Genomic DNA, 23,858 nt, shown 5'->3' with positions numbered 1-23,858 from the left:
TATTATAAAAAAAATTATATATATTACTTTTAATCCCTATTATTTCGTCTTATTGAGTTAGGTAACATAACATCAATTTCTTCCTCAGAAAATGTTTGCTCCTCCTCTGTCTTCAATGCTTTTTGAGCATCAGAGTAGCTTTTCATGTCAGTTTTAGGGGAATTACAATAGACTTGAAAAGTTCTCTCTTGAAGATTATCTCTCTTAATCATTATTTCTTCTAAAGTAAGTATTTCAAAATCAGTTAGTAAAGAGACGTATTCTTCACGTATTTTCCATAAAGAATCTGCTGCAGCTATATGTTCTTGAGCTGTTTCAGCGAGATTGAAATTTTTCATATATGAATTCAAAACTAGTAGAGCAAGTGACACTATAGCGCCAATGATACTCGCAGTCGTATCATTTAAGATAACGGTTACAACAAATCCACTAGTAGTAATAGCTGACAATACGATTTGCGAAATTTTAATTCTATTATCTAACTTAATAAGTCTATTTGCTTTTTTATTTTGTGTAGTCTGCGTATATGTCACCCGTCCGTAAGCTTCCCTAATCTGAGATTCTAATTTATAACCTTGACTATTCTGGGAATTTCGTTCCATAAATATCTCTCCATTTGTTTCTTGCAGTTTTTGGCATACCTCTGCATTCATAATCTATGGCACTCAATGCGTTTTTGTAGGCTGTTTTTGCTTTTGATTGAAAATTTCCTGTTTTATAAACATATCTATTGCTTCCTGGTGCTAACCAGAAAGTAATAGACTTATCAATATCTTTAAGATACTCAAAGAAATCTCGACTCATAATATCATAATACAAATATGATTTATCTTTATGTCCCCAACTGTTAATGAATTTATACGCCAGTGTATCAATTAAAATTCCGCTAATAGGAACATCACATTTATACTTCCAAGCTCTAGCCATCCTACACAATCTCTTCAAGTTTTTATTTGTTTCCGCGTTTCTTTTATTTATCGCTTCTATCTCTTTTTTGGGATCAGTTTTTTTCCAGATTCCCCCACCATTACTATCTGCATAAGTATAACTCCCGCCTTTATTTATGAATGCTGGCAAAATTTCAAAATTTATATTGTCTGTAAAGTTAATACCTATTACTTGCCCATCTCCTTTTACATATGACGATGAATAAGTTTTTTGTAAAACTGACCTAACTTCCTGTAAAAGTGCTGACTGACCATTGCCTGAATACGCATTAAATTTTGCATATGTTTCAAATGGGAGATGAACTAAAATATCTATATCGCTTGTCCATATTTCTGTTCCTCTTCCATACGAACCTACAAAGTAACTATAAGAAGTTTCTGACGTATTTCCTCTATAATCAGTGTTAATTCGTTTGGTAATTTGTCGGTAACGATTTCTTATTTTATCAACAGTATTGCCGCTCATCCTTAAATTATTACAGAAATTTGTAAAATTGCTAGTTACTGACATCTGCTCTACCCTCTCTTTTTAATTTTTCATAATTATATTGTACAATAATTTGTAACTAAAATCTTTACTGTTAATGCTATTCAAAAAAGAACACAATTACAAATTTCGTATACTTCGATAGTTTAAATATTAATTAACGCTTCTTGTATCTCCCCACTCCATATCAATCACTACAGAAACATTGATGTAGTCTTTAATCTCTTTATTTCTGTAGTGATTCCCCTTCACCAGTAAAGATGATTTGTAAAACTACTTAAAATAAAGGATTTTTACCCTTTTCTTCGTTGTAGCAACACTACACACTCCACGTGATGGGTTTGTGGAAATAGATCTACTGGTTGTACTTTGGTTAGTTTGTACCCTAGTTCTTGGTACTGTTTGATGTCACGCGCCATGGTTGCTGGGTTGCATGATACGTACGTAATTTTTTCAGGTGCCATTGCGACACTTGCTTTGATGAAGCTTTCTGTGAGGCCTTTGCGTGGTGGGTCTACTAAAATAACAGTTGGTTTAAGGCCTTCTTTGCTCCATTTTTCCATGGCAGCTTCAGCTGAATCAGTAACAAAGGAAACGTTTTTGATGCCATTTTTACTAGCATTTTTTTCGGCGTCTTTGACAGCACTTTCGATAACTTCAACTCCATAAACTTTTTTGACTTGTTTGGCAAAAGACAAGCCAATTGTTCCAATGCCTGAGTAGGCATCAATCACAATATCGTCTTTTGTAAGGTCTGAAAAGTCGATTGCTGTTTGGTACAGTTTTTCAGCCATTAGTGTATTGACTTGATAAAAAGATTGGGCAGAAATGTCAAAACTATTCCCTAGCATTGTATCTGTGATGCTGTCTTTGCCATAAAGAAGTCTAAATTCCTTACCAAAAATAGCATTCCCATTTTGGTCATTGATATTTTGAATAATTGAAACAACTGCTGGAAAGGTCTCTGTGATTTTTTCAATCATGTGGTCAACCCGAAAGACTTTTGGACGTGACGTGACAAAAATCAACATCATTTCACCACTATAATGTCCACGTCTTACCACGATATTGCGAATTAATCCTGTTTTTTCCTTTTCATCATATGGGCTCACTTCAAAACGGCGAAGGAGATCACGGGTAAAATTAACCAAACGGTCAATTTCTTTATCTTGAATCAAATAATCTGAAATTGGTAATAGATCGTGAGAATTTTTTCGGAAAAATCCTGTTTCTAATTGACCATTAACACGACGAACTGGGATTTGTGCTTTATTTCTGTAGGCATAAGGTGTGTCCATGCCAAGTGTATCTGCAACTTGGACATCTGTGATTCCTGCAGTTTTATAAAGGTTATCTTTAACTTGTTTTGTCTTGAATTTTAATTGCTCAGCGTAAGCCAAGTGTCCGAAATCTGCGATTCCTGTACGTAAGTAAGCAGCATCTATAGCATCATTACGGTGAGGCGATTTAACCAAAAGCTCTTCAACCTTGCCAAAGCCAATCTTTTTGTTTAGCTTTAGGATTCGCATTAAGAGACGTTCCCCAGGTAGGGCATTTTCAACGAAGAAAACCATTCCTTCATGCTTAGCTACACCTGCGCCATCATGGCTTAAATCAACAATCTCAACGTCTACAATATCATTTTTTTTCATTCGTTTTCCTTTTTTCTGTAAATCTCTTCATTCTCCATTAAAAAAGAAGAGTAACTTTAGTACTCTTCATTATAGCATACTTTAGCGCAATCCTATTTTAGTTAGGCGTTTTTGGTATTTATCAAAATCAATAGCTAATCCTTGGCCACTGTACATGTCATAATCATCAACCCAATCCCCATTTTCTGGAATGGTCACATGTTCCACGCCTTTTCCTGATGTCATAACTGATAAGCCTTTTTGTAAGACAAAAGGGAAGGAAACATTGGTTGAGGTTAGGGCATAAATTTTACCAATTGCAGCAGATCCTGTAAAGAGTTTTGTTGGGTCTTTTATCTGCGACATAATAGCTTCCATGACTTGTTGCTGTCTAACAGTACGTCCATAATCCCCCTCGTCATCTTTACGGAAACGAGCATAGTTCAGTAAGGTTCTTCCATCCATCATCTGCTCACCAACTTTAATGGTTTGATCTGGCACGACGCCATCTTTCATGCGAAGATCATCAGGAACTTCAACTGAAGACACCGCTGCGCCATCAATAGTAGCAAAGCGAGCATCCATTTTAACCCCATTTGGAAAGAGGGTGTCTATTGCTTCAGCGAAGGTTTCAAAATCAACCATGACATAATATTTAATGTCGATATCGAAATTATGTTTCAAGGTTTTACGAACCATGTCGGCTCCTTGATTATGATTTTGCTCCCCTAAATTAAATGACGTGTTTAATTTTAAGTCATAGGTATAGTCGTTGTAACTATATCCAGGAATATTAACCAGGGTATCACGCATAAAGCTGACCATTTTTATTTTCTTTTCTTTGTTACCGACATTGACAACCATAATAGTGTCTGTTCGAGCTTCTGATGATCCTTGGGTAACCCTTTGATCGGAACCTAAAACTAAAATATTTGTGCCATCAACTGCGTCAACCCCATGGAAAGTTTCTGTAACAGCAGGTTTGTAATCCTTTTTGTTATTTGAAACGTCAAACATGCCTTTAAAGAACATCACAATCAAGCCCAAAACGATGACTACCAAGATAATTCCAATGAGTTTAAAGGTTTTCTTCAAAGATTTTTTCTTCTTGGCTTTAACTTTTGGCTCTTCAAAGTAGTCCTCTTGGTAATAAGCTTCCTGATTATCTTCGTAATACTCGGCATCATCAAAGTAAACAGGTTCTTGCATTTGTGTATCTTTTGTGTACCGTTTACTGCGTCTTGACAAGCGTTCCTCTTGTGGGTAAAGAGGTAAACCTCCTGGTGCAAAGCTTTCATTTTGAGGATAATCTTCTCTTGGGTAATAAGTGTCTTCAGGATAATAAGTTTGCTCTGAGGTTTGACCATAATTTGGCTTACTTGGCGTGTGATAACCTGCTGGTTTACCTGCTTCCATTTTAGACTTCAGATAGCGAAATTCTCTATTTTCAGACTCACTTAAATAACTTAAATTCCTTAATAAATAAAAATATCTTAATTCTTCGTGATGGCTTAGGCCACCTCTTTTATCTCTTGTCATATCATTTTCCAACTCTTAGTAGTCTCATACTGTCTGATTTATCATACGTTCAATAATTCCATTATAACCTATAATGGCCTGATTGTCTCAAAAAACTTTAATTTACACTACACATTAATGTTAAACACTAGAGAAGACCAGGGCTTTCATTACATGAAATAGCCTTGATAAGTGCAACAACTTCCTCAGGTGTTTTATGGTCCACGTCAATCACATGATCTGCAAGTCCTTGATAAAGAGACATACGCTTTTGATACAGTTCCAGAAATTCTACTTTACTCTTACTTAAAAATAATGGTCTTTGAGTGTTTGCATCTCTTTTAATTCTATCGTAGAGTACTTCAAATGACGCCCTTAACAAAATATTATCGTGTTTGTTTTTTTGCAAAAGACTGCGGTTAACTGCACTTGTCACAATACCACCACCTGTTGAAATGAGGTAATGGCCTTGACGTGACATTAATTCCTGTAGTAATTCAGATTCTTTTTGGCGAAAGGCTTCTTCACCTTCTGTGGCAAAATAGTCAGCAATTGTCATTCCAATGCGATTTTGAATCATCGTGTCCATATCCAAAAAGTCATCGTCCCAAAATGACCCAATTGTGGTTTTCCCTACTCCCATAAATCCTAGTAATACTTTAGTCATGTAATAACCTTTCTAAATCTGTAAAGAATTTTGGATAACTGCTACTAATCGCTTCATGGCCTTCTAACTCCACATCTCCCTCTTTTACCAGTAAGGCTGCAATAGCTACCATCATAGCAATGCGGTGATCTAAATGAGCATGAGCCGAATGTGCATGAAGATGACAAGGGCCATTAATAATCATGCCATCGTCTGTTGCAACAATAGGCACCCCAAAGGACGAAAGCGTCTCAACAACCACTTTAATGCGGTCTGTTTCTTTGTGCTTTAATTCTTGCGCGTCGCAAATACGGGTTTGTCCCTCTGCTTGACTTGCCAGCAAAGCAATGATTGGTAATTCATCTATCAACCGTGGAATAATGTCGCCAGAGATCTTAACTGCCTTCAAACTGCTGTATTGAACCCGTAAATCCGCAGACTTTGTTGCCTTATTTTCATTCAGAATCTCAATGTTAGCTCCCATTTGTTTGACAATATCTAAGATTCCCGTTCGTGTTTCATTGATGCCGACATTTTTGAGTAATAGGTCTGAACCTTTAATGATTAGTCCCGCAACAATAAAGAAAGCTGCGCTTGAGATATCTCCTGGAACTTGAATATTTTGCCCCACTAATTCTTGTGGACCAGTCAAAGAAATGTGTTTGCCATCAACAGTTATTTTCCCACCGAAAGCTCTAATCATGTCTTCAGTGTGATTGCGACTAATGGCTTTTTCATAGATAACAGTTTGTCCTTGAGCTTGTAGACCTGCAAGTAAAATGGCTGATTTCACCTGGGCTGAGGCCACTGGCATCTGATAAGTGATGCCTTGTAAGTGAGAACTACCTTCAATGCCTAATGGCGGTTGAACCTTATCACCATGGCCTGTAATTTTTGCTCCCATTTGATTTAATGGGACTGCTATTCTGTCCATTGGTCGTCGTGATAAACTAGCATCTCCAATCATTTGGCTCTTAAAAGGGCAGCCTGCTAAAACGCCTGCTATTAAGCGTGTGGAGGTTCCAGAATTTCCCATATCCAAATCATGACAAGGTTTTTTCAGGGCCTTAATTCCTTTTCCATAAACCTTGATGCTATGTTCTTCTTCTATAATAGCAACACCCATTGCTTGAAAGGCAGCCATAGTTGCCAAAACATCATCACTTTTAAGTAAGCCTTCAATTTCTGTGAGGCCATTTGCAATGGCACCAAAAATCAGAGCCCTGTGACTGATGGACTTATCTCCTGGTATCTCAAGTCTTCCTTTTAAAGCTGATGCATTGGTTCTGAGTTTCATCTTATCTCCTTTTCAACTATTGTCTATTTTACCATAAGCCATTTTTTACTTCTAGCATCAAAAAACCTCATCATTTGTGATGAGATTCTTTGTCTTTTTCAGTTGAATTATTGCCTAAGGTTTTTTTGATAATAGAGGCAACATCACCTCTTCTACCTTCGAGTTTACCTAAATCTAACTCTTGGTAGGTTGCATTAAAAATAGCTCCTAAAATTAATATTCTAGCCATAAAAATGAACCATAACATGATAATGAAAATCATAATTGATCCGAAAGCTTTGATATCGACCATACGTTCTACATTATGCACCACATAATTGGCAATCATATTACTCATAAAGGTCATCATAAAAGCTGTAAATGCCGTTCCAGGCAAAATGTATCTGATTTTATGGATTTTGACATTTGGCAGTAAAAAGTAAAGCATCATCAAACCAATTGAGATAATCACAATTGTTGTAGGTTGAATCAAAAGTAAGAATAAGGACACGATATTATCACTTAAATGGTAGTGCTTATCTAAAACTTGAATTGTAGCTTTTGAAAAGGTTGAGAAAATCAATACAAAAGTCAGCAGAAACAAAATAATAATACTAATTAAGAGTCCAACCAAGTGACTAACAACAAAATCACGGTGTTCAGAAGCTCCGTAAGCTTTATTAATAGCCTTTTGTAGTGAGGTTAAACTTCGCGACATTGTCCAAAACCCCGCTACTGTCGCCACTCCCAAAATCCCACCAGCGGGTTTTGAAAAAATGTTCGTAACCACAGCTGAAGCTGGTCGATAAATATCTTTTGGCAGATTTTCCTTCATCAAAAGTAATAAATCTGAGATATCAATATTTAAATAAGGAAAGATATTAGCAGCAATAATAATCAGAGGGAAAACCGTCAAAATGAGGTAGTAGGCAACAGCAATAGAGGATAAATCCATTTCTGAGCTGTTAAAATGCCTCATAAAAGCTTGAACAGGTTCATATTGCCACTTGTCAATAATCCTGTTAATAAAACTTTTCTTTTCCATACTAGTAAGTTCTTTCTTCTCCTTGGCTGGTTAGGATAACCGGACCATCTTTTGTAATGACAAATTGATGCTCATATTGGCAAGATAGGCCACCATCTAGGGTTTTGTGTGCCCAACCTGTTTTCATGTCTGTATCAATTTCCCATGTTCCAGTATTAATCATCGGTTCAATGGTTAGGACCATTCCTTCTTTAAGTCGAAGGCCGCGACCAGCTGTTCCATAATTTGGTACCATTGGTTCTTCATGCATTGTTGGACCAACACCATGGCCTACTAAATCACGAACAACACCATATCCACGGCTTTCTGCATAGTCTTGGATAGCAGCGCCAATATCACCAATTCTATTGCCAACTTTAGCTTGCTCAATACCTAAATACATGGCTTCTTTAGTTACAGCCATCAAATTTTCCACCTCATCAGAAACCTGACCAACAGCATATGCCCAACAAGAATCTGCCAAACCACCGCTATAACTTTCTGTGTGTTTCTTCATTTGTGCAACATTATTAAAATCAAGTTTTGACACATCAAGAACAGCCTTATCAAGTGGCTCGCTTAAGACCATATCAACTTTAAGCAAGTCACCATCTTTTAACATGTAATGTCTTGGAAAAGCATGAGCAACCTCATCATTTAGGCCACAACAAGTAGCATAAGGATAGTCCATAACATGGCCATCAACACCAATTTGCAAGGGAAGAACATTTTCTTCCTTACAGCGTTTACGAACATACTCTTCAACTTCCCACATGTCAACACCTGGTTTAATGATCTGACGCAAACCAATATGAATGGAGGCTAAAAAGTCGCCAGCCTTATCCATAGCTTCAATTTCACGTTCAGATTTTAATGTTATCATTTCGATTGTCTCCTCTATCTCTTTATCTAATTAATTTTTGTTGTAACAACTGCTTTAGCAATGATTTGATTTTCAACGTAAATTTCAAAATCTACTGTTGCACCACGTCTTGTTTCTGTAATGACTTTTGGAAAAATCCGTAATTGGTCATCAATTTGAGCGGCATGTAAAAAGTATATCATCATTTGTTCAATAATGATATTTTTTTGAGATGACCTTGTTAAGGTGCTATAGGTAACCTCTTTAATAAGTTCTGAAATAACGCCATAACCAAGGTTACCACTGCTATCAATCATTCGGGGCTCAACAATAATTTGAAAATGATTATTAGCTTCTTCTAATTCAGACAAAATGTAATTACTGTAAGTGTTCTTACTTTCATTCTGACTGGCTTGCATGTTTTCCATGGCAAGGCGTCTTGTAATAACACCGATAAGTTTATGATCCTCATCAACAACTGGAAGCATGTTTAAATCTTCAAAAATCATTTTTTGACTGATATTGGCAAGACTGGTGCTTTCTTTAGCTGTAATAGGACTCTTTGTCATTAATTGGCCTAAATTGGTGTTTTGGGTTTGATCAACCACATCACGCATGCTGACAACACCAACTACTTTTTGAGAATGATCAAGAACAGGGAACCTGACATTTTTAGTTGTTTTAATTAATTTGTTAAAATCATTAATCGAATTGTCAACATAAAGGTAACCATAATCTTCTACTGGTACAAGCACTTGGCCAACTGTTTTCAGGTCTGTTTTAATCCTAAAATTAGCCAAAGCATTATTGATTAAGGTAGCTACTGTAAAAGTATCATATTTTGTAACCATGACTGGGATGCCCAATTTATCTGCGGTTTCAATCACCCGTTTTGAAATAGGAAAACCTCCCGTTACTAAAACAGCATTGTGTTTTTTCAAGGTTAACAGCTGAATATTCTCACGGTCACCAACAATAAGCAAACCACCCATGGTTTTTGAAAGGTAATGATCGACATTTTTTTCAGTCATTGCACCAACAAAAAACTTACTAAATTGATGCCCCAGTCCCGCTTTACCCGCTACAACTTCAGAATCACTAATTCTAGCAATTTCAGTATAGGTTAATTTATCAATGCGAACACGGTTCTTTTTCTCAATACGAACCGTACCACTGCGTGGTTTTGTTTCAACAATACCACGATTCTCAGCTTCTTTAATGGCACGATAAGCTGTTCCATCACTAACATGAAGATGATTCGAGATGCTTCGCACACTCACTCTTTTTCCAATGGCTAATTTTTCCAAATAATCTAAAATTTCTTGATGTTTACTCATGATCATCACCTGACTGTAATTGATATTTTAAATAATGTCGCATTTTATGACTATAACGGTCACTTCCCTTATAGGCATGAAGCATTTTAAAGCCAACTTTTTGGGCTAATTTCTGACTGATTGTGTTTTCAAGATGTGTGATAATAAAAAGCTTCTTAAAAGAAAATTCTTGAAAGCAAAGAAAAACAAGGGTCTTTAGAGCTTCTGTCATATAGCCTTGCCCCCGATAATCTTTATGAAGAAAATAGGATATTTCTGCACTTAGATGTCTTTGGTTAAGGTTCTCAAGGCGAATGACTCCAATCATTTGATTCTTATTCTTACTGCAAATAGCCCATATTCCTAGGGGATTTTTCAAAAAAGTATGCGTCAGCAAGTAGTCGCTTTCCTTTTTGGAAAAATGAGCTGGAAAGATAAAATCCAGTTGGTCCGGGTTTCCCGATATGTCAAAAAAATCAGCTGCATCAAGATAAGTCAAAGGTCTTAAAAAAAGTCTTTGGGTTTCAACAAAGGAGTATGCTGCAAGCCTTGTCCAAATATCCATTGCTATCCTTTCAAAATGCCTAAGTTGATACAATTATAACAAATATTATCATATTTTACTATAACAGATAGCATTTTACTCTGAACTGTTACATTGAAAGGTGACAGTAAAGAAAAAACCAACCCGAAGGTTGGCACTTAGACATAAAGATATTAACAAGAACGCCAAATATGTGTGTCAATCAATCCACAATAAGCATCTACTGGTGAGATACCTGTAAATTTAGAGCGACCTGCTAGTTTTTCAACTAAGGCTGCAACAGTATTTGACATGCCATCATAGGCATTAATGTAGGTTCCTACTTGTGGCATATCTGCCAGAGCAAATGGGTGCTGTACAGAGACAACAATTGTAGGTACCTCATGGACATAGAAGGGTTGATCAGGTGTTCCTTTTGCTGCTGGCCAAATAATACGCTGTGCTGTTCCACCAGAATTGACATCAACCAAATTAATAATTAAATCGTAGTTATCTGTGATTTGGGCAATTGGTCGCTTGGAAGCATAAACATTTTGAATAGCTGCTGGTCGGTCCTCTTCTGGTAAGTTTTTTATCCGTTCTTCTGTATTTTCCCAAATGGAAACATCATGACCTTCTGCTTCAAGTAGTTCTTTCAAAGTGTCTGAAGCACGTTTTTTGCCTGAATTAATCAGTGCTCCAAATCCTCCTTTATAACCATCAACTTCAACAATTAAAATACGCTTATACCGTTCAGGTGTTACTGGAAAAATGGATTTTTGCTTATTCTTAACCAAAGTAATGGCCTTATCAGCAACTTGGTCCGAGACAGTCTTAGCCTCATCTGTATTAATCAGAGCCATTGCTTCTTCTTTAGCTAGCATGATTTGTTCCCGACGACCTTCAAATTGATGTAACCCTAAGAGAGCTTTTAATCCCAAGGTACGTCGTAAGGCGTCATGCAGTCGCTCATCAGAGAGGATTCCTTTCTCATACCCTTCTTTCATCCATTGCAAATCTTCATCCGGATCATTAAAGAACAAGAAAAGGTCACAACCTGCTTCAATAGCTGTTGGTAAAAGTTCTCGACGAGGCATTGATGCTGTCATAGCAACCATATGTGAAGCATCTGTAACAATGGCACCGTTGTATTCAAGTTCGCCACGTAACAATTCATCAAGTAGTGTTTTGTTCAAAGAAGCAGGAAGCATGTCATCAAAATCACGCTCTGGATGCATTTCTTTTTCAACATTTGGTAAATGGATATGACCTGCCATAATGCCTGGAAGACCTTCTTTTGCCATTTCCCCATAAATACGGCCAAATGTCTCCAGCCATTGCGTTTTTGTCATTGGGTTCGAAGCATAAGAAAGGTGATGATCTCGCTCATCAATACCATCTCCTGGAAAATGTTTAGCAAATGGAATAATCCCCTGTTCCATGATCCCATGCATATATTCTTTTGAAAGGTTAAGCGCTTGCTCCACATCTGCTCCCCAGGTGCGATTTGCAATAATTGGATTACGCCAATTACGGCTTAAATCCATAATCGGTGCAAATGAAGCATTACAACCAACAGCAGAAGCTTCAATACCAGCAATTCTTCCCAACTCATAAGCATATTTTGGATCAGCGGTTGCAGCAATTTTAACTTCATCACCAATCTTTGTTCCATCTGTAACGGCACCATTTCCACCAGATTCAGTATTTGCTGCAATAAGCATTGGAATTTTTGACTTGGTTTGTAAAATATAGTTTTGTTCCCAAATCTCTGCAGCCGGCCCAGGTGCATAGCGAACAGCTGCAAATTTATAATCAGCCATAACCTGTGTTAGATAGTCTTCAGATCGACTGCTTCCCATATTAACAAATAGTTGCCCAATCTTCTCTTCTAGAGTCATAGAAGCTATCGTAGTTTCAACCCAGTCAATAGCGTCTTGTTCAAGATTGTAGGGTTTCTTACTTAAATCCACTAGATGTGTCATCTTGTCATCCTTTCTGCTTTCCAATTACACTTACTTATCTAAATTTTGCCAAAATGCGTCTTTAAGACTTTTGGCATCCAAATCTGAAAAATGACCTGCTACAAATTCATCAGCTAAACCATCTTTTAAATCCAACCATGAATTTTCTTCTTTTCCAACTAATATCGGGTAAAACTGAACTTGATTAAGTTCTGCTGCTACTAAATCACCTGGAGAATCACCAACCATCATGATTTTTTCCTTGTCGTACCCTTTAGCAATGAGTTCTGCAATCACATCTTCTTTTTTGCCACGCTCTTGACAATACAAGTCTTTGACATAAGGCATTAAAGCTTGATTTTGCCATTCTTCGACTACTGCTTCTTTATTTGCAGAGCTAACAACATAAACATCACCAAGTGCTTGCAATTTTGCCAATGCTTCACGTGCTCCCAGAAAAGCTAAAACCTCCCCTTGATACGCTCTTATTTGATGGTTAACTTCCTTAGACCATTGCAAAGCCTTTTTTAAATCTTCACTATCCTTAGCAGCAATAGCTTCTTCTAGAGCTTGGTTAGATAATGATGCTGTTGTTTCTACCCACTTTTTAAGATTTTCAATCTCTGTAACACCTGCATAATCAAGTCCCATAACCAAACCGACAAATCGATTAACTCCACGAGTTCTAGAATAAAGGTTTACACGATTCCATTCTTTCAAAAAATCTTTTTTTTCTTTAATACCAAAGGTGTCAGCCGCAATCGGTCCAAAAAAAAGCTGATGTTTGTAGGTCATTGTATCCATTGCACAGCCATCTGAATCAACACAGAAGACAAATTTATTTCTTTTTTCTGCCATTTAAGCCTCCTAAATCGCTTTGAATCATCTGATGATTTAATTGTATCACACATGTTAATCGCTGTCAATTGTAAAAATACTCTTAAAAAGGCTAAAAGTCATATGACCTTTGGCCTTTGATTTTTATAAAATAAGAAAAGCACAAGATGTTTTTGGAATACTTAATTGACCAGCAGGAACTGTCTGAGGTAACAATTCTGGTAACTGATTATCTTCACTTAATTGAAGAAGTTGGCCATTTAATGTCATTCTTCTGGCCCGTTTATCTTTAGCTTCACCTTCAAGGAGATAGAGTTCTGCTTCTTTTGGGAGATTAACAAGTGTCTCAGAACTTTCCGAATTATTAATGATTAGATAAGCCTTTCCTTCTTGGCCATCTTTACGAGAATGTGCAAAGATATGAGCCCCTTCTTGAATTGCAATAGTGCTATCAAAAACATCATTCCCCATTAGGCGCTTCCACAACAAGACTGCAAAGTAGTTGGGGCGTGGATCAAAAACATCACGCGCTAAATAGCCATAGTCTGAAGCTGCTAGTGTATTATGAAAGACTATTCCATTAGTTAAGCGAGCAAATGTTCCTAGTTCGTTTAACGTCCTTGGAACATCAAGAAAAGTTGATGCCCAAGTATTTCCCCCGCCACCAGCATCTCCGGATTCTGTTACCCACATCTCTGCTTCAGGAACATAACGATCTCGCAGTGGCAGATAAGTTTTACAAAAATCTGAAGCTACTGCAAGGTAATCCTCGCTCAAGGCCTCCTCAGCAGACCAATGTGCACTTGGCATAATTGAAGCAAGTCTTTCAGAAACACCATTATAGTAATGGTATGAAAAAACATCAAGTGGGACTTGAGTTCCCTCCATTAAATCTGAACAGTTAAGAAGGTGACGAGCCACCTGTTCAATACCACCTGTCCCTTGTTGATTTGCTTTTCCAAAAACAACATTATCACCGCCAGTTGTACTCGGTCCAACCTTTAGGCATTCCGGGTAATGAAGATCTAACCAAGTAAAAAATAAATCTTGATCACGTCTATAATCTGCTGCCGTGTAACCTTCTGGAAAACCCGTATCTTCAAGCATATTAGGCTCATTGGCAAACTCAACTGCTTCAATAGGAACCCCATAGGCTTTACTCATTGAAAAAATTTTCTCAGCTTCCTTTGGATGCCAAGGTTCTTTTGCACTATGTAAACCTGGACAATTTGCCATTGAAATTTTCAGCTTTCCATCAATGGCTTTTACAAAGTCTAAAACCCCTAACCATTGCTCTTTTGTTAAAAGATTCAAATACCCCTCTGGAACTTGTCCATTACAGGAACCATCAAAATCATAATAGGTTTTAGTAGACCACGTTCCTGAAACACGTACCCAAGCTTGCCCTAATGCTTTGGCTAAATAGCGGAGCTTGTCATCGTAAAGGTTAATTGGCTTATAGACCTGCATCAAATCCTTGTACATTGCCTCAATACCTTCTTCTGACGGCTCAACGTCAAAAGCTTCTTCACCAGTTATCTGACTGTTAGAATAAGCTTTCCAAAAAGTGCCTCCTGTGACTTCTGCAAATTCAACATTGTAGGATACCAATAGGGGGTTAATAGTCCTAAGTTTCTCAAGTTGGTCACTTTTTAATGAAAAGATTTTAGCCATTATTAATTCCTTTCTATAGAAATCACCTAACTAGTATTGATTGTTAAGTGATGATTATATGAATACTTAAACACCCGAATAGGCAGAAAAACCACCATCAATTGGTAAAACAACCCCGTTAACAAAACTTGCTGATTTGTCATCAGCTAAGAAGAAGAGGCCACCAATTAATTCTTCTGCTTCTCCAAAACGTCCCATTGGAGTATTGGTGAGGATTTTTTCTGCACGAGCTGTTGGTTGTCCATCCTCAGAAAAGAGTAACGCACGATTCTGGTTTGTCACTAAAAATCCAGGAGCAATTGCATTACAACGGATCCCAACTTTTGAGAAATGAACTGCAAGCCACTGTGTAAAATTACTTATAGCTGCTTTGGCACCTGAATAAGCCGGAATTTTTGTCAGTGGTGTGAAAGCATTCATTGATGAAATATTAATAATATTAGCACCTGGCCTACCAACCATGTCTTGAGCAAAGACTTGAGTTGGCAATAAGGTTCCTAAATAATTAAGATTGAACACAAAACTAATTCCAGCTTCATCTAAATCAAAAAATGTTTTGGTTTCATCTGGTAAATTAAGGGTATGGTATTCATTATCTGTTGTTGCTTTAGGGGAGTTCCCTCCAGCACCATTGACAAGAATATCAGCTGCCCCTAAATCATTGACAACAGCTTTTCGGACTTCTTCTAAATTTTCTTTCGATAAGACATTTGCTTTGTAAGCTCTTGCTATCCCCCCTTCAGCTTCAATCTCACTAGCATATTTTTGGGCTGATTCCTGATTAAGGTCTAAAAGTGCAACTTTTGCGCCAGCTTTGGCAAATTCTTTTGCCATAAAACCACAAAGCACACCACCTGCCCCTGTAACCACGACAACTTTATCTTTAAAATCAATTACTCTACTCATTGTAGTCTCCTCTAAATACCTTTCACCTGTGCTTATCAAATCATAAGAACTTATAAAGCAGATTTTTGAACAGCTTCGTACAATCCGGAGAGGTAGGTTGCTCCTAGAGCGCGGTCATATAACCCATACCCTGGACGACCACTTTCTCCCCAAATCATGCGTCCATGATCTGGACGAATAGCACCTTCAAAGTTAAATTCATGACATAATTTGACCACTTCATACATATCAATAGAACCATATTCCGATGGATGAGCGGATTCCTTAAAGGATTTTCCTTCTCCAAGTTTGATGTTACGTGCATGAACAAAGTTGACACGGTCAAGCTCAAAGGCACGGCGAGAAATCGCTAAAACATCATTTTGAGGATCCGATGCATAAGAACCAACACAAAGAGTAATACCATTACTCTTACTATCATAAAGTTTCACAAAACGCTCCACCGCATCAAGTCCTGTGATAATCCTTGGTAAACCAAAGATAGAATAAGGTGGATCATCCGGGTGAATGGCCATTTTAACTCCGACAGCTTCAGCTTCAGGAATAATCCGTTTGATAAAGTAATCTAGATGTTCCCAAAGTTTTTCTTCATCCACTTTAGCATAGGCATCCATAATTTCACGCATTTCATCTTTAGTATAACTGCTATCCCAACCCGGCAATGATAATTCACCATTAACCGGATCCATTTTCTTAGACACTTCCTCATCAAAAATCAGTGCATTAGACCCATCTGGATAAGGGTAAGCCAAATCCGTACGTGTCCAGTCAAAAACCGGCATAAAATTGTAACAGATGGTATCAATGCCTTCTGCAGCAAGGTTTTTAATGGTTTGAATATAATTGTCAATTAAAGCATCACGTGTTGGGCGTCCTAATTTAATGTCTTCATGAACTGGCACTGACTCAATGACGGAAATCTTAAGTCCCGATGCTTCAACAGTTTCTTTTAATTGTTTAATCCGTTCACCAGGCCAAACATCCCCAACAGGGACATCGTAAATAGCTGTTACAATCCCTTTCATCGTTGGAATTTGGCGGATATTTTCTAAGCTAACAGGATCATCTTCCCCGTACCATCTAAATGACATTTCCATAGTATTACCTCTAAACTTCTTATTAATTGTTGAAATAAACTTGCGCATTGTTATATGCAATATCTTGAGCAATCTTGCCAAGTGCCTCATAGTCTTCTGGAACTTCACCTTCGGTTATCCACTCGCCAATATAATTGGCTAAAATCCGTCTGAAATAATCATGACGTTGATAAGAAAGGAAGCTACGAGAATCCGTTAACATGCCAATAAAATTAGCTAAAATCCCTTGTTCTGCTAAAGCATTCATTTGACTAATCATCCCTAACTTGGTATCTGCAAACCACCAGCCCGCACCAAATTGTAGATAGGATTTGACACCTTCTTCATTAGCTTGAAAGTTAGCTAAAGTGTTTGCGACGGTGATGTTATATGTTGGGTTTAAGTTATACCAAATCATTTTCGGTAAGCTATCAGTAACAACTAAGTGATCCAATAATCGATTCATGTTTATTGCCAAAGCCGTTTGATCACCTAAAGAATCCACACCCACATCTGCACCTAATTTAGTGTAAATACCAGAATGATTATTACGAAGAGCCCCAAAATGAACTTGTGTCACAAAACCATACTTTTTATACAATCGACAAAGTTCTGCAAAAACAGCTGTTTGCCATTGGTTAATTTCAAATTGATTAGGATAATAACCTCCAATAACCTTAGTCAACAAAACATCTAACTCAGACCTTGTAGCGTTTTCAAAAACAATCTCTGTAAAACTAATATCACTTGCTTTACAGCCATGTTTAGCAAAGTAGGCAACTCTGCTTTCCAAGGCCTCAACAAATGTCCTAAAATCTGAAATGGTCCTCTCAACACTTTGGCCCAAAGCTTCAATAAATGTTCTAAATTGTGCATGTTCAATAAAAGCCTGATCTGGCCTGAAAGTTGGTGCAACAACGGTTGAAAAACTGTCGTCCTCAGCTAACTTTTGATGCCAACTTAAATCATCCAATGGATGATCTGTTGTTCCAATAAAGGTGACCTTGCTATCTGCAATCAATTTTCGTGGACTAATCTGATTCTCCAGTAGGTAAGTGTTCAACTGATGGTAAATAGAGTCTGCATTTTCTGATGTTAAGTTTTCTTCAATCCCAAATACGTTTTTCAGTTCCATAACAGACCAATGATAGACAGGATTTCCATAAGCTCTTTCTAAGGTTCTCGCAAAAGCCTTAAACTTATCTTGTTTTGAAGCAGAGCCAGTAATCTCTTCTTCTGACACACCGTTAGCTCGCATAAGTCGCCATTTATAATGGTCGCCGCCCAGCCATAAGTCAACAATATTATCATAAACCTCATCTTGATAAATCTCTTTTGGATCAAGATGGCAATGATAGTCAAAAATCGGTTGATTTTTGATTTTTTGGTAAAGCTTCTTTGCAGCTTCATTTTTTAACATAAAATTATCATCATTAAAAGCCATTCTTAACTCCTTATTTAATTGCTGAAACAAAGGCTTTTGCAATCTCTGTAACACTATCATAACCTTGACTTGCAACCTTGCTTGACAGTGCAGATCCTACACCGACTGCAATTGCACCAGCTTTTTTCCACTCTGCCACATTATCAATAGAGACACCACCAGATGGCATTAAGTCAACCTCTGGAATAGGTCCATGAATATCTTTGATAAATCCAGGACCAACGATTCCTCCAGGGAAAAGTTTAATGATGGGACAAGATGCTCTCATAGCTGTGACCACTTCTGTAGCAGTAGCACATCCCGGAAAATAGAAAACACCGTTTTCATTGGCCAATTGTGCAATAGCTAAATCAAAGTGAGGACTAACAAGAAAGTTTGCCCCTGCATCAATAGCTTCTTGTGCTAAATCAGTCGTCATAACAGTTCCTGCTCCAACAATAACTGACTGGTCTTCTTTAAAGTCATCTGATAACTTTTTAATCACTTGACAGGCATTTGGAGTTGAAAAAGTGATTTCAATATTACAAATACCACCTAAAATAGCATGTTTTGAAATTTCAATAGCATCTTCTGCTGTTTTACCACGCACAACAGCAAAGAAAAAATTTTCTTTCAATCGGTTAAGCATAGGAACCTCCTTTTATGAAACCGTTATCTTAATCTCATTATACAAGTCATCTGATGACTTGTCAAGATTTAGACCTAAAAAAAGATAGTTTTTTAGAACTATCTCCTTATTTCATTTTTTTGAAACCTGTTTCAATGCTGAATTTCTAACCGTCATAATGTGCAAAAGCATGGCATCATGCGCCGAAACTGGATTTCTTTCTTTAATCGCTTTTAAAATATCTCTATGAGCATGCAAACTTTCCGACTTCATTTGGATATTGGTATATTTAGCATTTATCAGATGAATTGATTGATTGATAACAGGTAACAGACTATCCATGGCAATATTCCCACTATAATTAGCAAGCAGAGAATGAAATTGCACATCTAAAAGCAAATGATTCTCATCCCCGGCTTCTACAGCCTCTTCAATAGCAATTACAATTTTCTCCAGCTCCAAATAGTGTTCTTCAGTGACTCTTTGTGCCACAAGCTCTGCAATTCTAGGCTCAAGTAAAAGTCTTAATTCAAATAAATCAGATGCCAATTGATCTGTATCTTTTACCAATGAAAATCCAAGAGGATCCTCTGATACCCCTTTTTTAGAACTAATATAGGTCCCCGAGCCCTGTCTTACTTCTAAGATATTTCGAGTCGCTAAACTTCTAACTGCCTCACGAATGGTACTTCTACCAACATCTAAATCTTGTGCCAATTCGTACTCATTTGGTAATTTCGCACCAATCTCATACTCACGTTCAAGAATTAATTGTAATAAACGTTCCGCAGTTTGTTCAACTAATGGTCTAGCCATCTTTTCACCTCTTCTAATCTAGCTATTCCTATTGTACACTATTTTTTTTGTAATGGTAATTAGAAATCCGTTAATAAATTCTTTTTGTTGGAAACTCTTACATTTTTTAGCGTTTAACGTCAAAAGAAGTCGCATTCATAAACCTTACTATATCTTCTTTTGAAATTAAATTAACATCTCCTTCGATAGTGTGTTTAAAGGTGAAACAAGCCATTGCAATATCCAGTGCCTTTTGGGCAGACTCCCCTTCTAAGAAAGCATGAATTAAACCAGCAGTAAAAGCATCACCTGTTCCAACTCGATCAAGCACTTGTATAGGTGACTCCGTCGTCTCATACAACTTTCCCTGATAGTATAAATATGCTTTTAAAATATAGTCATTATGGTATCCCATTTCTCTTTGCGTAAAGGCAATAGTTTTCAATTGATAAGATTGGCAGATTTCCTCTAGCACCTCTAAAAGGATTATTTTATCCTTGTAAGGTGCCTTCAAGCCCAATTCATCTTTCAAATCATTTACTTCACTCGGTAAATGAATAGGTTCAAGACCAATGCATACATCCGCTAAAGCTACTAAAGGCGACAATAAATCCCGCGCCTCTTGAAAAGATGACCAAAGACTCTCTCTAAAATTTAAATCAAAAGAAATGGTTACACCCAATTCCTTAGCCTTTTTCATTAAGACTTCTGTTAAATGGTATAACTCATTCGTCAGAGCAGGTGTTATCCCTGAAACATGAAACCAATCTGCTTCTTCAAACAAGGACTCTACATCGTAATCCGCTAACCGACTTTCCCAAAAAGCAGAGTATTTACGATCATACGTCACACGGCTTGCTCTTCTTGAAAATCCCTTTTGATAGTAATAAAGGCCCAGCCGTTGTCCTTTTCGAATAACTGCTTTTTGACCTATTTGTTTGGAAAATAAAAATTGTTGTGTCATGGTTCCCAAATCATTATCTGGAATAGCTGAAACCATCGCCACTTGATGCCCTAATTGAGCCAAAGTAGCTAATACATTTAATTCTGATCCACCAAATTGACACTCTAAGGAATTTGCTTGGCTTAAGGTTTGGTATTGAGGTGGCGTCAATCGTAATAAAATTTCACCCAGTGAAATAACTTTTTTCATACTTTGCTCCTTTTATAAATAAGAAACAGCTACCTTAAAAAGGAGCTGCCTCAGAAAACTAGTCTTTATCAACAGGATAATTGGTAACATCAACATAATCCATATCAGTTAATGGAACATTCTTCGCAATAGCTTTAACACGCTCGTCACTTGAAGCAGCTTTCATAACTTGTATTTTCTCTTGAATACGAATCATTTCTTCTTTATCAAGTTTATAAAATCTCATTAAAACTAAGGCAACAAGTAATGCTACAAATGGTACACCTACAAGAAGAACCATTAAGGCCATTTTTAGCTCTGGAGTCAATGGTGTTTCCATAGTAGGATAAGCTTTAGCAAATCCTATACCTGCAAGTACAGCTCCGACAACCATTGGAGCAAAAGAAGAGGCAATAGAGTCCGTTAGCGAGAAGATTGTCCCAATCATCCCAGAGACATAGCGACCTGATTCTGAAGTTTCAAAATCAGAAATATCCGCCCCCATCGTCAGAACCAAACTCGCAGGAGCTTGAGAGGCAAAACGTGCAATAATATTTGTCACAATGAATAAAATAGTATACATGTTGATTTTAGCAAGACTTAGATCACCTGGATGACCAAAGTATAACACTGCACCAAATGCAACTAAACCAACCAAACCAACTTGAAGAGCTTTTACATATGAAAAACGAAGCCCTTTTTTACGTGCAATACTTGAGAAAATAATATTAATAACAACACCAGGCACAACATATAACAAAGAAAATTGTCCTGAAAGAGCATAGTTTCCAAAGAGAATCCCAAATAAAATAACCATTACAACAGAGTCACCGAAGAACTGAACGGCAAACTTAACCAAAGCTGCAGCAATAGATAACACTTGTAGCGGCTTGTTCCCTTTTAAAACCTTCCAATAATCTTTAAGTTCAGTTTTTTGTGTATTTTCACCTAAACCAAAAAATTCTTTATTATCTTTTGACCAAATACCAATAATTGCTGCAATCGCTAAGACTGCTGAGATAACAATTGTTCCATAAATCAATACCTTAAAGAATTCTGGTGTGAAATTTCCAAATTTAGGAACTAAGAAACTGGAAACAACATACTGACCTCCAGTCATTAATGTGGTTGTCATAACTGCATCTACAATATTAAAAATCGGACGCTGTTTTGGATCATTCGTTAAAGCCGTTTGACCAGCCTTTGTTATTGTCTGCTGCATAGAGTATCCAATTTTATGGATAATCAAAACAAGGATAAATAAGGGGAAACGAATCCCTTGATCAACAGCTGAAAGTGATAGCAAAAGGATTAAAGACAAAGCTGTCACAATATTACCAATAACCAAAATCGGACGGTACTTGCCAAATTTTGTTTCTGTTTTATCAATAATAATACCAATAGCCGGGTCAATGAAGCCGTCAAAAATACGGATATAGCCCATAATCTGACTAACAAAGATTGCTGCTAGTCCCAAAACACCCGTCGAGAAGTAAGTAACAAACATAAATGTAAATAAATAAATGTTTGTTGACGCATTATTAAGAGCAAAAAGAACTAATTGCCACACCTTAGCACGATTATAGCTTACCACTTCTTCCCTTTGTTCCATTGTTTTCTCCATGAGAGAAACCTCCTTGTTTTTGCTAACACTTATTGGAAGCGTTTTAATTACACTTTTATCTTACTATTCATCTGACGATTTGTCAATCTATTTTAAATGATTTTTTGCTAATTTTTTCTAAAAAAGCTAAAACACAAGTATAAACAAGCTTTTTTAACGTTATAAATCAAAAACCATCTGATGAATGTATCCTATTTTTTTACAATCATCAGACAAGTAAAAAGAGAATCTCTCGATTCTCTTTACTTTTTAGTCTTCAATTAGTTGAATATCAGCGCCTAAGGCTTGTAATTTTTCAATGATATTAGCATAACCTCTGAGAATAAACTCAATATTAGTTATCTCCGTACGGCCTTCAGCCATTAAGCCAGCTGTCACAAGTGCTGCACCAGCTCTTAAGTCAGTAGCCTTTACTTGTGCGCCACTTAGAACTGCTGGCCCATCATAAACAATCTGATCTCCTAGAGTTGCTATTTTCGCACCCATTCTAGCCAATTCAGGAACATGATTAACACGTTTTTGATAAATGGTATAAATAATACTTCCTCTACCAGAAGCAGTCAGCAACAAGGGAGTGAGAGGTTGCTGTAAATCTGTGGCAAAGCCCGGATAAGGTGATGTTTTAATAGTAACTGCTTTGAGATGCTCTTGCTTTTCAACGTAAATTGAATCTTCTTCAACCGTCATTCGAACCCCCATCTCTTCAAGTTTTGCAATAAAACTCTCTAAATGCTCATATAGAACATTAGAAACCTTAACACCATTCCCAACAGCTGCAGCCATGGCAATATAGGTCCCAGCTTCAATTCGATCAGGAATAACTTGGTGCGTCGTCCCGTGAAGTTCTGTTACCCCTTCGATGGTGATAACATCCGTTCCAGCTCCACGAATATGTGCTCCCATATTGTTTAACAAGGTTGCAATATCGATAATTTCCGGTTCTCTAGCAGCATTCTCAATAGTTGTTTTCCCATTTGCAGTTGTTGCTGCTAACATCGTATTGATGGTTGCACCGACACTAACAGTATCCATGAAAATGTGTGCCCCATGAAGGTGCCCATCAGGAGCTGAAAGACGCATATTCTCGCCTTCATAAGAAATCTCTGCTCCCATAGCTTCAAAAGCTTTTAAATGCAAATCAATCGGTCTAGGACCCAAATCACAACCACCTGGTAAGCCAACCGTTGCTTCACCAAAACGACCAAGTAAACTTCCATAGAAATAATAAGATGCTCTAAGACTATTGATTTTCCCATAAGGCATTGGTACACTTTCCACACCACTAGGATCAATTGTTAAGCAATCCCCTTCATAGGACACTTTGGCTCCCATAACTTCCATGATTTCAATAAGACTATCAACATCACTAATGGCTGGAACACCATCTAATACAACAAGATCTTTTGCTAAGATAATAGCAGGAATAAGGGCTACAACACTGTTTTTTGCACCGGAGACCGTCACTTCTCCACTTAAAGGCTTACCACCATTGATAATAATTTTACGCATACAACCAAAACTTTCTTATACTTGAATTCAACCTTATCATTTTATCACAATTTTCAACGC

General features: G+C 37.2%; 21 protein-coding genes. All 21 read right to left on the bottom strand.

The genetic code is table 11. The features are described 5' to 3' along the window. Positions 1-29: 29 nt before the first annotated feature. On the bottom strand, positions 30-602 hold the full coding sequence (locus Q9317_RS03500) for an SLATT domain-containing protein (protein WP_003100177.1): 573 nt from the start codon (positions 600-602) through the stop codon (positions 30-32). Further along, positions 580-1,458 (bottom strand): SMODS domain-containing nucleotidyltransferase, encoded by an 879-nt coding sequence (locus tag Q9317_RS03495; RefSeq protein WP_003100176.1) that lies wholly within the window; start codon positions 1,456-1,458, stop codon positions 580-582. Before Q9317_RS03495 ends, Q9317_RS03500 begins: the two co-directional genes overlap by 23 nt. Positions 1,459-1,727: 269 nt before the next feature. Continuing rightward, on the bottom strand, positions 1,728-3,086 hold the full coding sequence (rlmD, locus tag Q9317_RS03490; RefSeq protein WP_003100174.1) for a 23S rRNA (uracil(1939)-C(5))-methyltransferase RlmD: 1,359 nt from the start codon (positions 3,084-3,086) through the stop codon (positions 1,728-1,730). Positions 3,087-3,167: 81 nt separating this feature from the next. Further along, positions 3,168-4,604 (bottom strand): LCP family protein, encoded by a 1,437-nt coding sequence (locus tag Q9317_RS03485; RefSeq protein ID WP_003100173.1) that lies wholly within the window; start codon positions 4,602-4,604, stop codon positions 3,168-3,170. 127 nt (positions 4,605-4,731) lie between these two features. After that, positions 4,732-5,250, bottom strand: a complete 519-nt coding sequence (locus Q9317_RS03480) for a shikimate kinase (protein ID WP_003100171.1) — start codon at positions 5,248-5,250, stop codon at positions 4,732-4,734. Next, complete coding sequence (gene aroA, locus Q9317_RS03475; RefSeq protein WP_003100169.1) at positions 5,243-6,526, bottom strand: 3-phosphoshikimate 1-carboxyvinyltransferase; 1,284 nt, start codon at positions 6,524-6,526, stop codon at positions 5,243-5,245. The genes Q9317_RS03480 and aroA overlap by 8 nt, the downstream gene beginning before the upstream one ends. Before the next feature lie 70 nt (positions 6,527-6,596). Continuing rightward, positions 6,597-7,550 carry a YihY/virulence factor BrkB family protein gene (locus Q9317_RS03470; RefSeq protein WP_003100167.1) on the bottom strand — a complete coding sequence of 318 codons (954 nt, stop codon included), beginning with the start codon at positions 7,548-7,550 and terminating at the stop codon, positions 6,597-6,599. A 1-nt stretch (position 7,551) separates the two neighbouring features. Continuing rightward, positions 7,552-8,412, bottom strand: a complete 861-nt coding sequence (locus Q9317_RS03465; protein ID WP_003100165.1) for a methionyl aminopeptidase — start codon at positions 8,410-8,412, stop codon at positions 7,552-7,554. Between the two features lie 26 nt (positions 8,413-8,438). Next, positions 8,439-9,728 carry a CBS-HotDog domain-containing transcription factor SpxR gene (gene spxR, locus Q9317_RS03460; protein WP_003100163.1) on the bottom strand — a complete coding sequence of 430 codons (1,290 nt, stop codon included), beginning with the start codon at positions 9,726-9,728 and terminating at the stop codon, positions 8,439-8,441. Then, a complete protein-coding gene (locus tag Q9317_RS03455) occupies positions 9,721-10,272 on the bottom strand; it encodes a GNAT family N-acetyltransferase (protein WP_003100161.1) in 552 nt (183 codons plus the stop codon). Before Q9317_RS03455 ends, spxR begins: the two co-directional genes overlap by 8 nt. Before the next feature lie 152 nt (positions 10,273-10,424). Continuing rightward, a complete protein-coding gene (locus tag Q9317_RS03450; protein WP_003100159.1) occupies positions 10,425-12,215 on the bottom strand; it encodes a glycoside hydrolase family 3 protein in 1,791 nt (596 codons plus the stop codon). Positions 12,216-12,245: 30 nt separating this feature from the next. Beyond that, positions 12,246-13,052 carry an HAD family hydrolase gene (locus Q9317_RS03445; protein WP_003100157.1) on the bottom strand — a complete coding sequence of 269 codons (807 nt, stop codon included), beginning with the start codon at positions 13,050-13,052 and terminating at the stop codon, positions 12,246-12,248. 123 nt (positions 13,053-13,175) lie between these two features. Further along, a complete protein-coding gene (locus Q9317_RS03440) occupies positions 13,176-14,705 on the bottom strand; it encodes a hypothetical protein (protein WP_016355878.1) in 1,530 nt (509 codons plus the stop codon). A gap of 66 nt (positions 14,706-14,771) precedes the next feature. Then, positions 14,772-15,611, bottom strand: a complete 840-nt coding sequence (locus Q9317_RS03435; RefSeq protein WP_003100151.1) for an SDR family oxidoreductase — start codon at positions 15,609-15,611, stop codon at positions 14,772-14,774. A gap of 50 nt (positions 15,612-15,661) precedes the next feature. After that, positions 15,662-16,708, bottom strand: coding sequence for a mannonate dehydratase (gene uxuA, locus Q9317_RS03430; protein WP_003100150.1), 1,047 nt, complete (start codon positions 16,706-16,708; stop codon positions 15,662-15,664). Between the two features lie 22 nt (positions 16,709-16,730). Beyond that, entirely contained in the window at positions 16,731-18,131 is a 1,401-nt protein-coding gene (gene uxaC, locus Q9317_RS03425; protein ID WP_121791501.1) for a glucuronate isomerase, read from the bottom strand. A 10-nt stretch (positions 18,132-18,141) separates the two neighbouring features. After that, complete coding sequence (locus Q9317_RS03420; RefSeq protein ID WP_003100147.1) at positions 18,142-18,759, bottom strand: bifunctional 4-hydroxy-2-oxoglutarate aldolase/2-dehydro-3-deoxy-phosphogluconate aldolase; 618 nt, start codon at positions 18,757-18,759, stop codon at positions 18,142-18,144. 111 nt (positions 18,760-18,870) lie between these two features. Further along, positions 18,871-19,554: a FadR/GntR family transcriptional regulator gene (locus Q9317_RS03415; RefSeq protein WP_003100145.1), complete on the bottom strand. Its 684-nt coding sequence runs from the start codon at positions 19,552-19,554 to the stop codon at positions 18,871-18,873. 106 nt (positions 19,555-19,660) lie between these two features. After that, a complete protein-coding gene (locus tag Q9317_RS03410) occupies positions 19,661-20,686 on the bottom strand; it encodes a sugar kinase (protein ID WP_003100144.1) in 1,026 nt (341 codons plus the stop codon). A 58-nt stretch (positions 20,687-20,744) separates the two neighbouring features. Then, positions 20,745-22,289 (bottom strand): MFS transporter, encoded by a 1,545-nt coding sequence (locus Q9317_RS03405; RefSeq protein WP_003100142.1) that lies wholly within the window; start codon positions 22,287-22,289, stop codon positions 20,745-20,747. A 249-nt stretch (positions 22,290-22,538) separates the two neighbouring features. After that, positions 22,539-23,798, bottom strand: coding sequence for a UDP-N-acetylglucosamine 1-carboxyvinyltransferase (gene murA, locus Q9317_RS03400; RefSeq protein ID WP_305981577.1), 1,260 nt, complete (start codon positions 23,796-23,798; stop codon positions 22,539-22,541). Positions 23,799-23,858 lie beyond the last annotated feature (60 nt).

The sequence above is a fragment of the Streptococcus iniae genome, assembly GCF_030732225.1.
Taxonomy (GTDB): Bacteria; Bacillota; Bacilli; order Lactobacillales; family Streptococcaceae; genus Streptococcus; species Streptococcus iniae.
The sequence above is the reverse complement of the archived record's forward strand: the minus strand, read 5'-3'. Positions and strand labels throughout refer to the sequence as shown.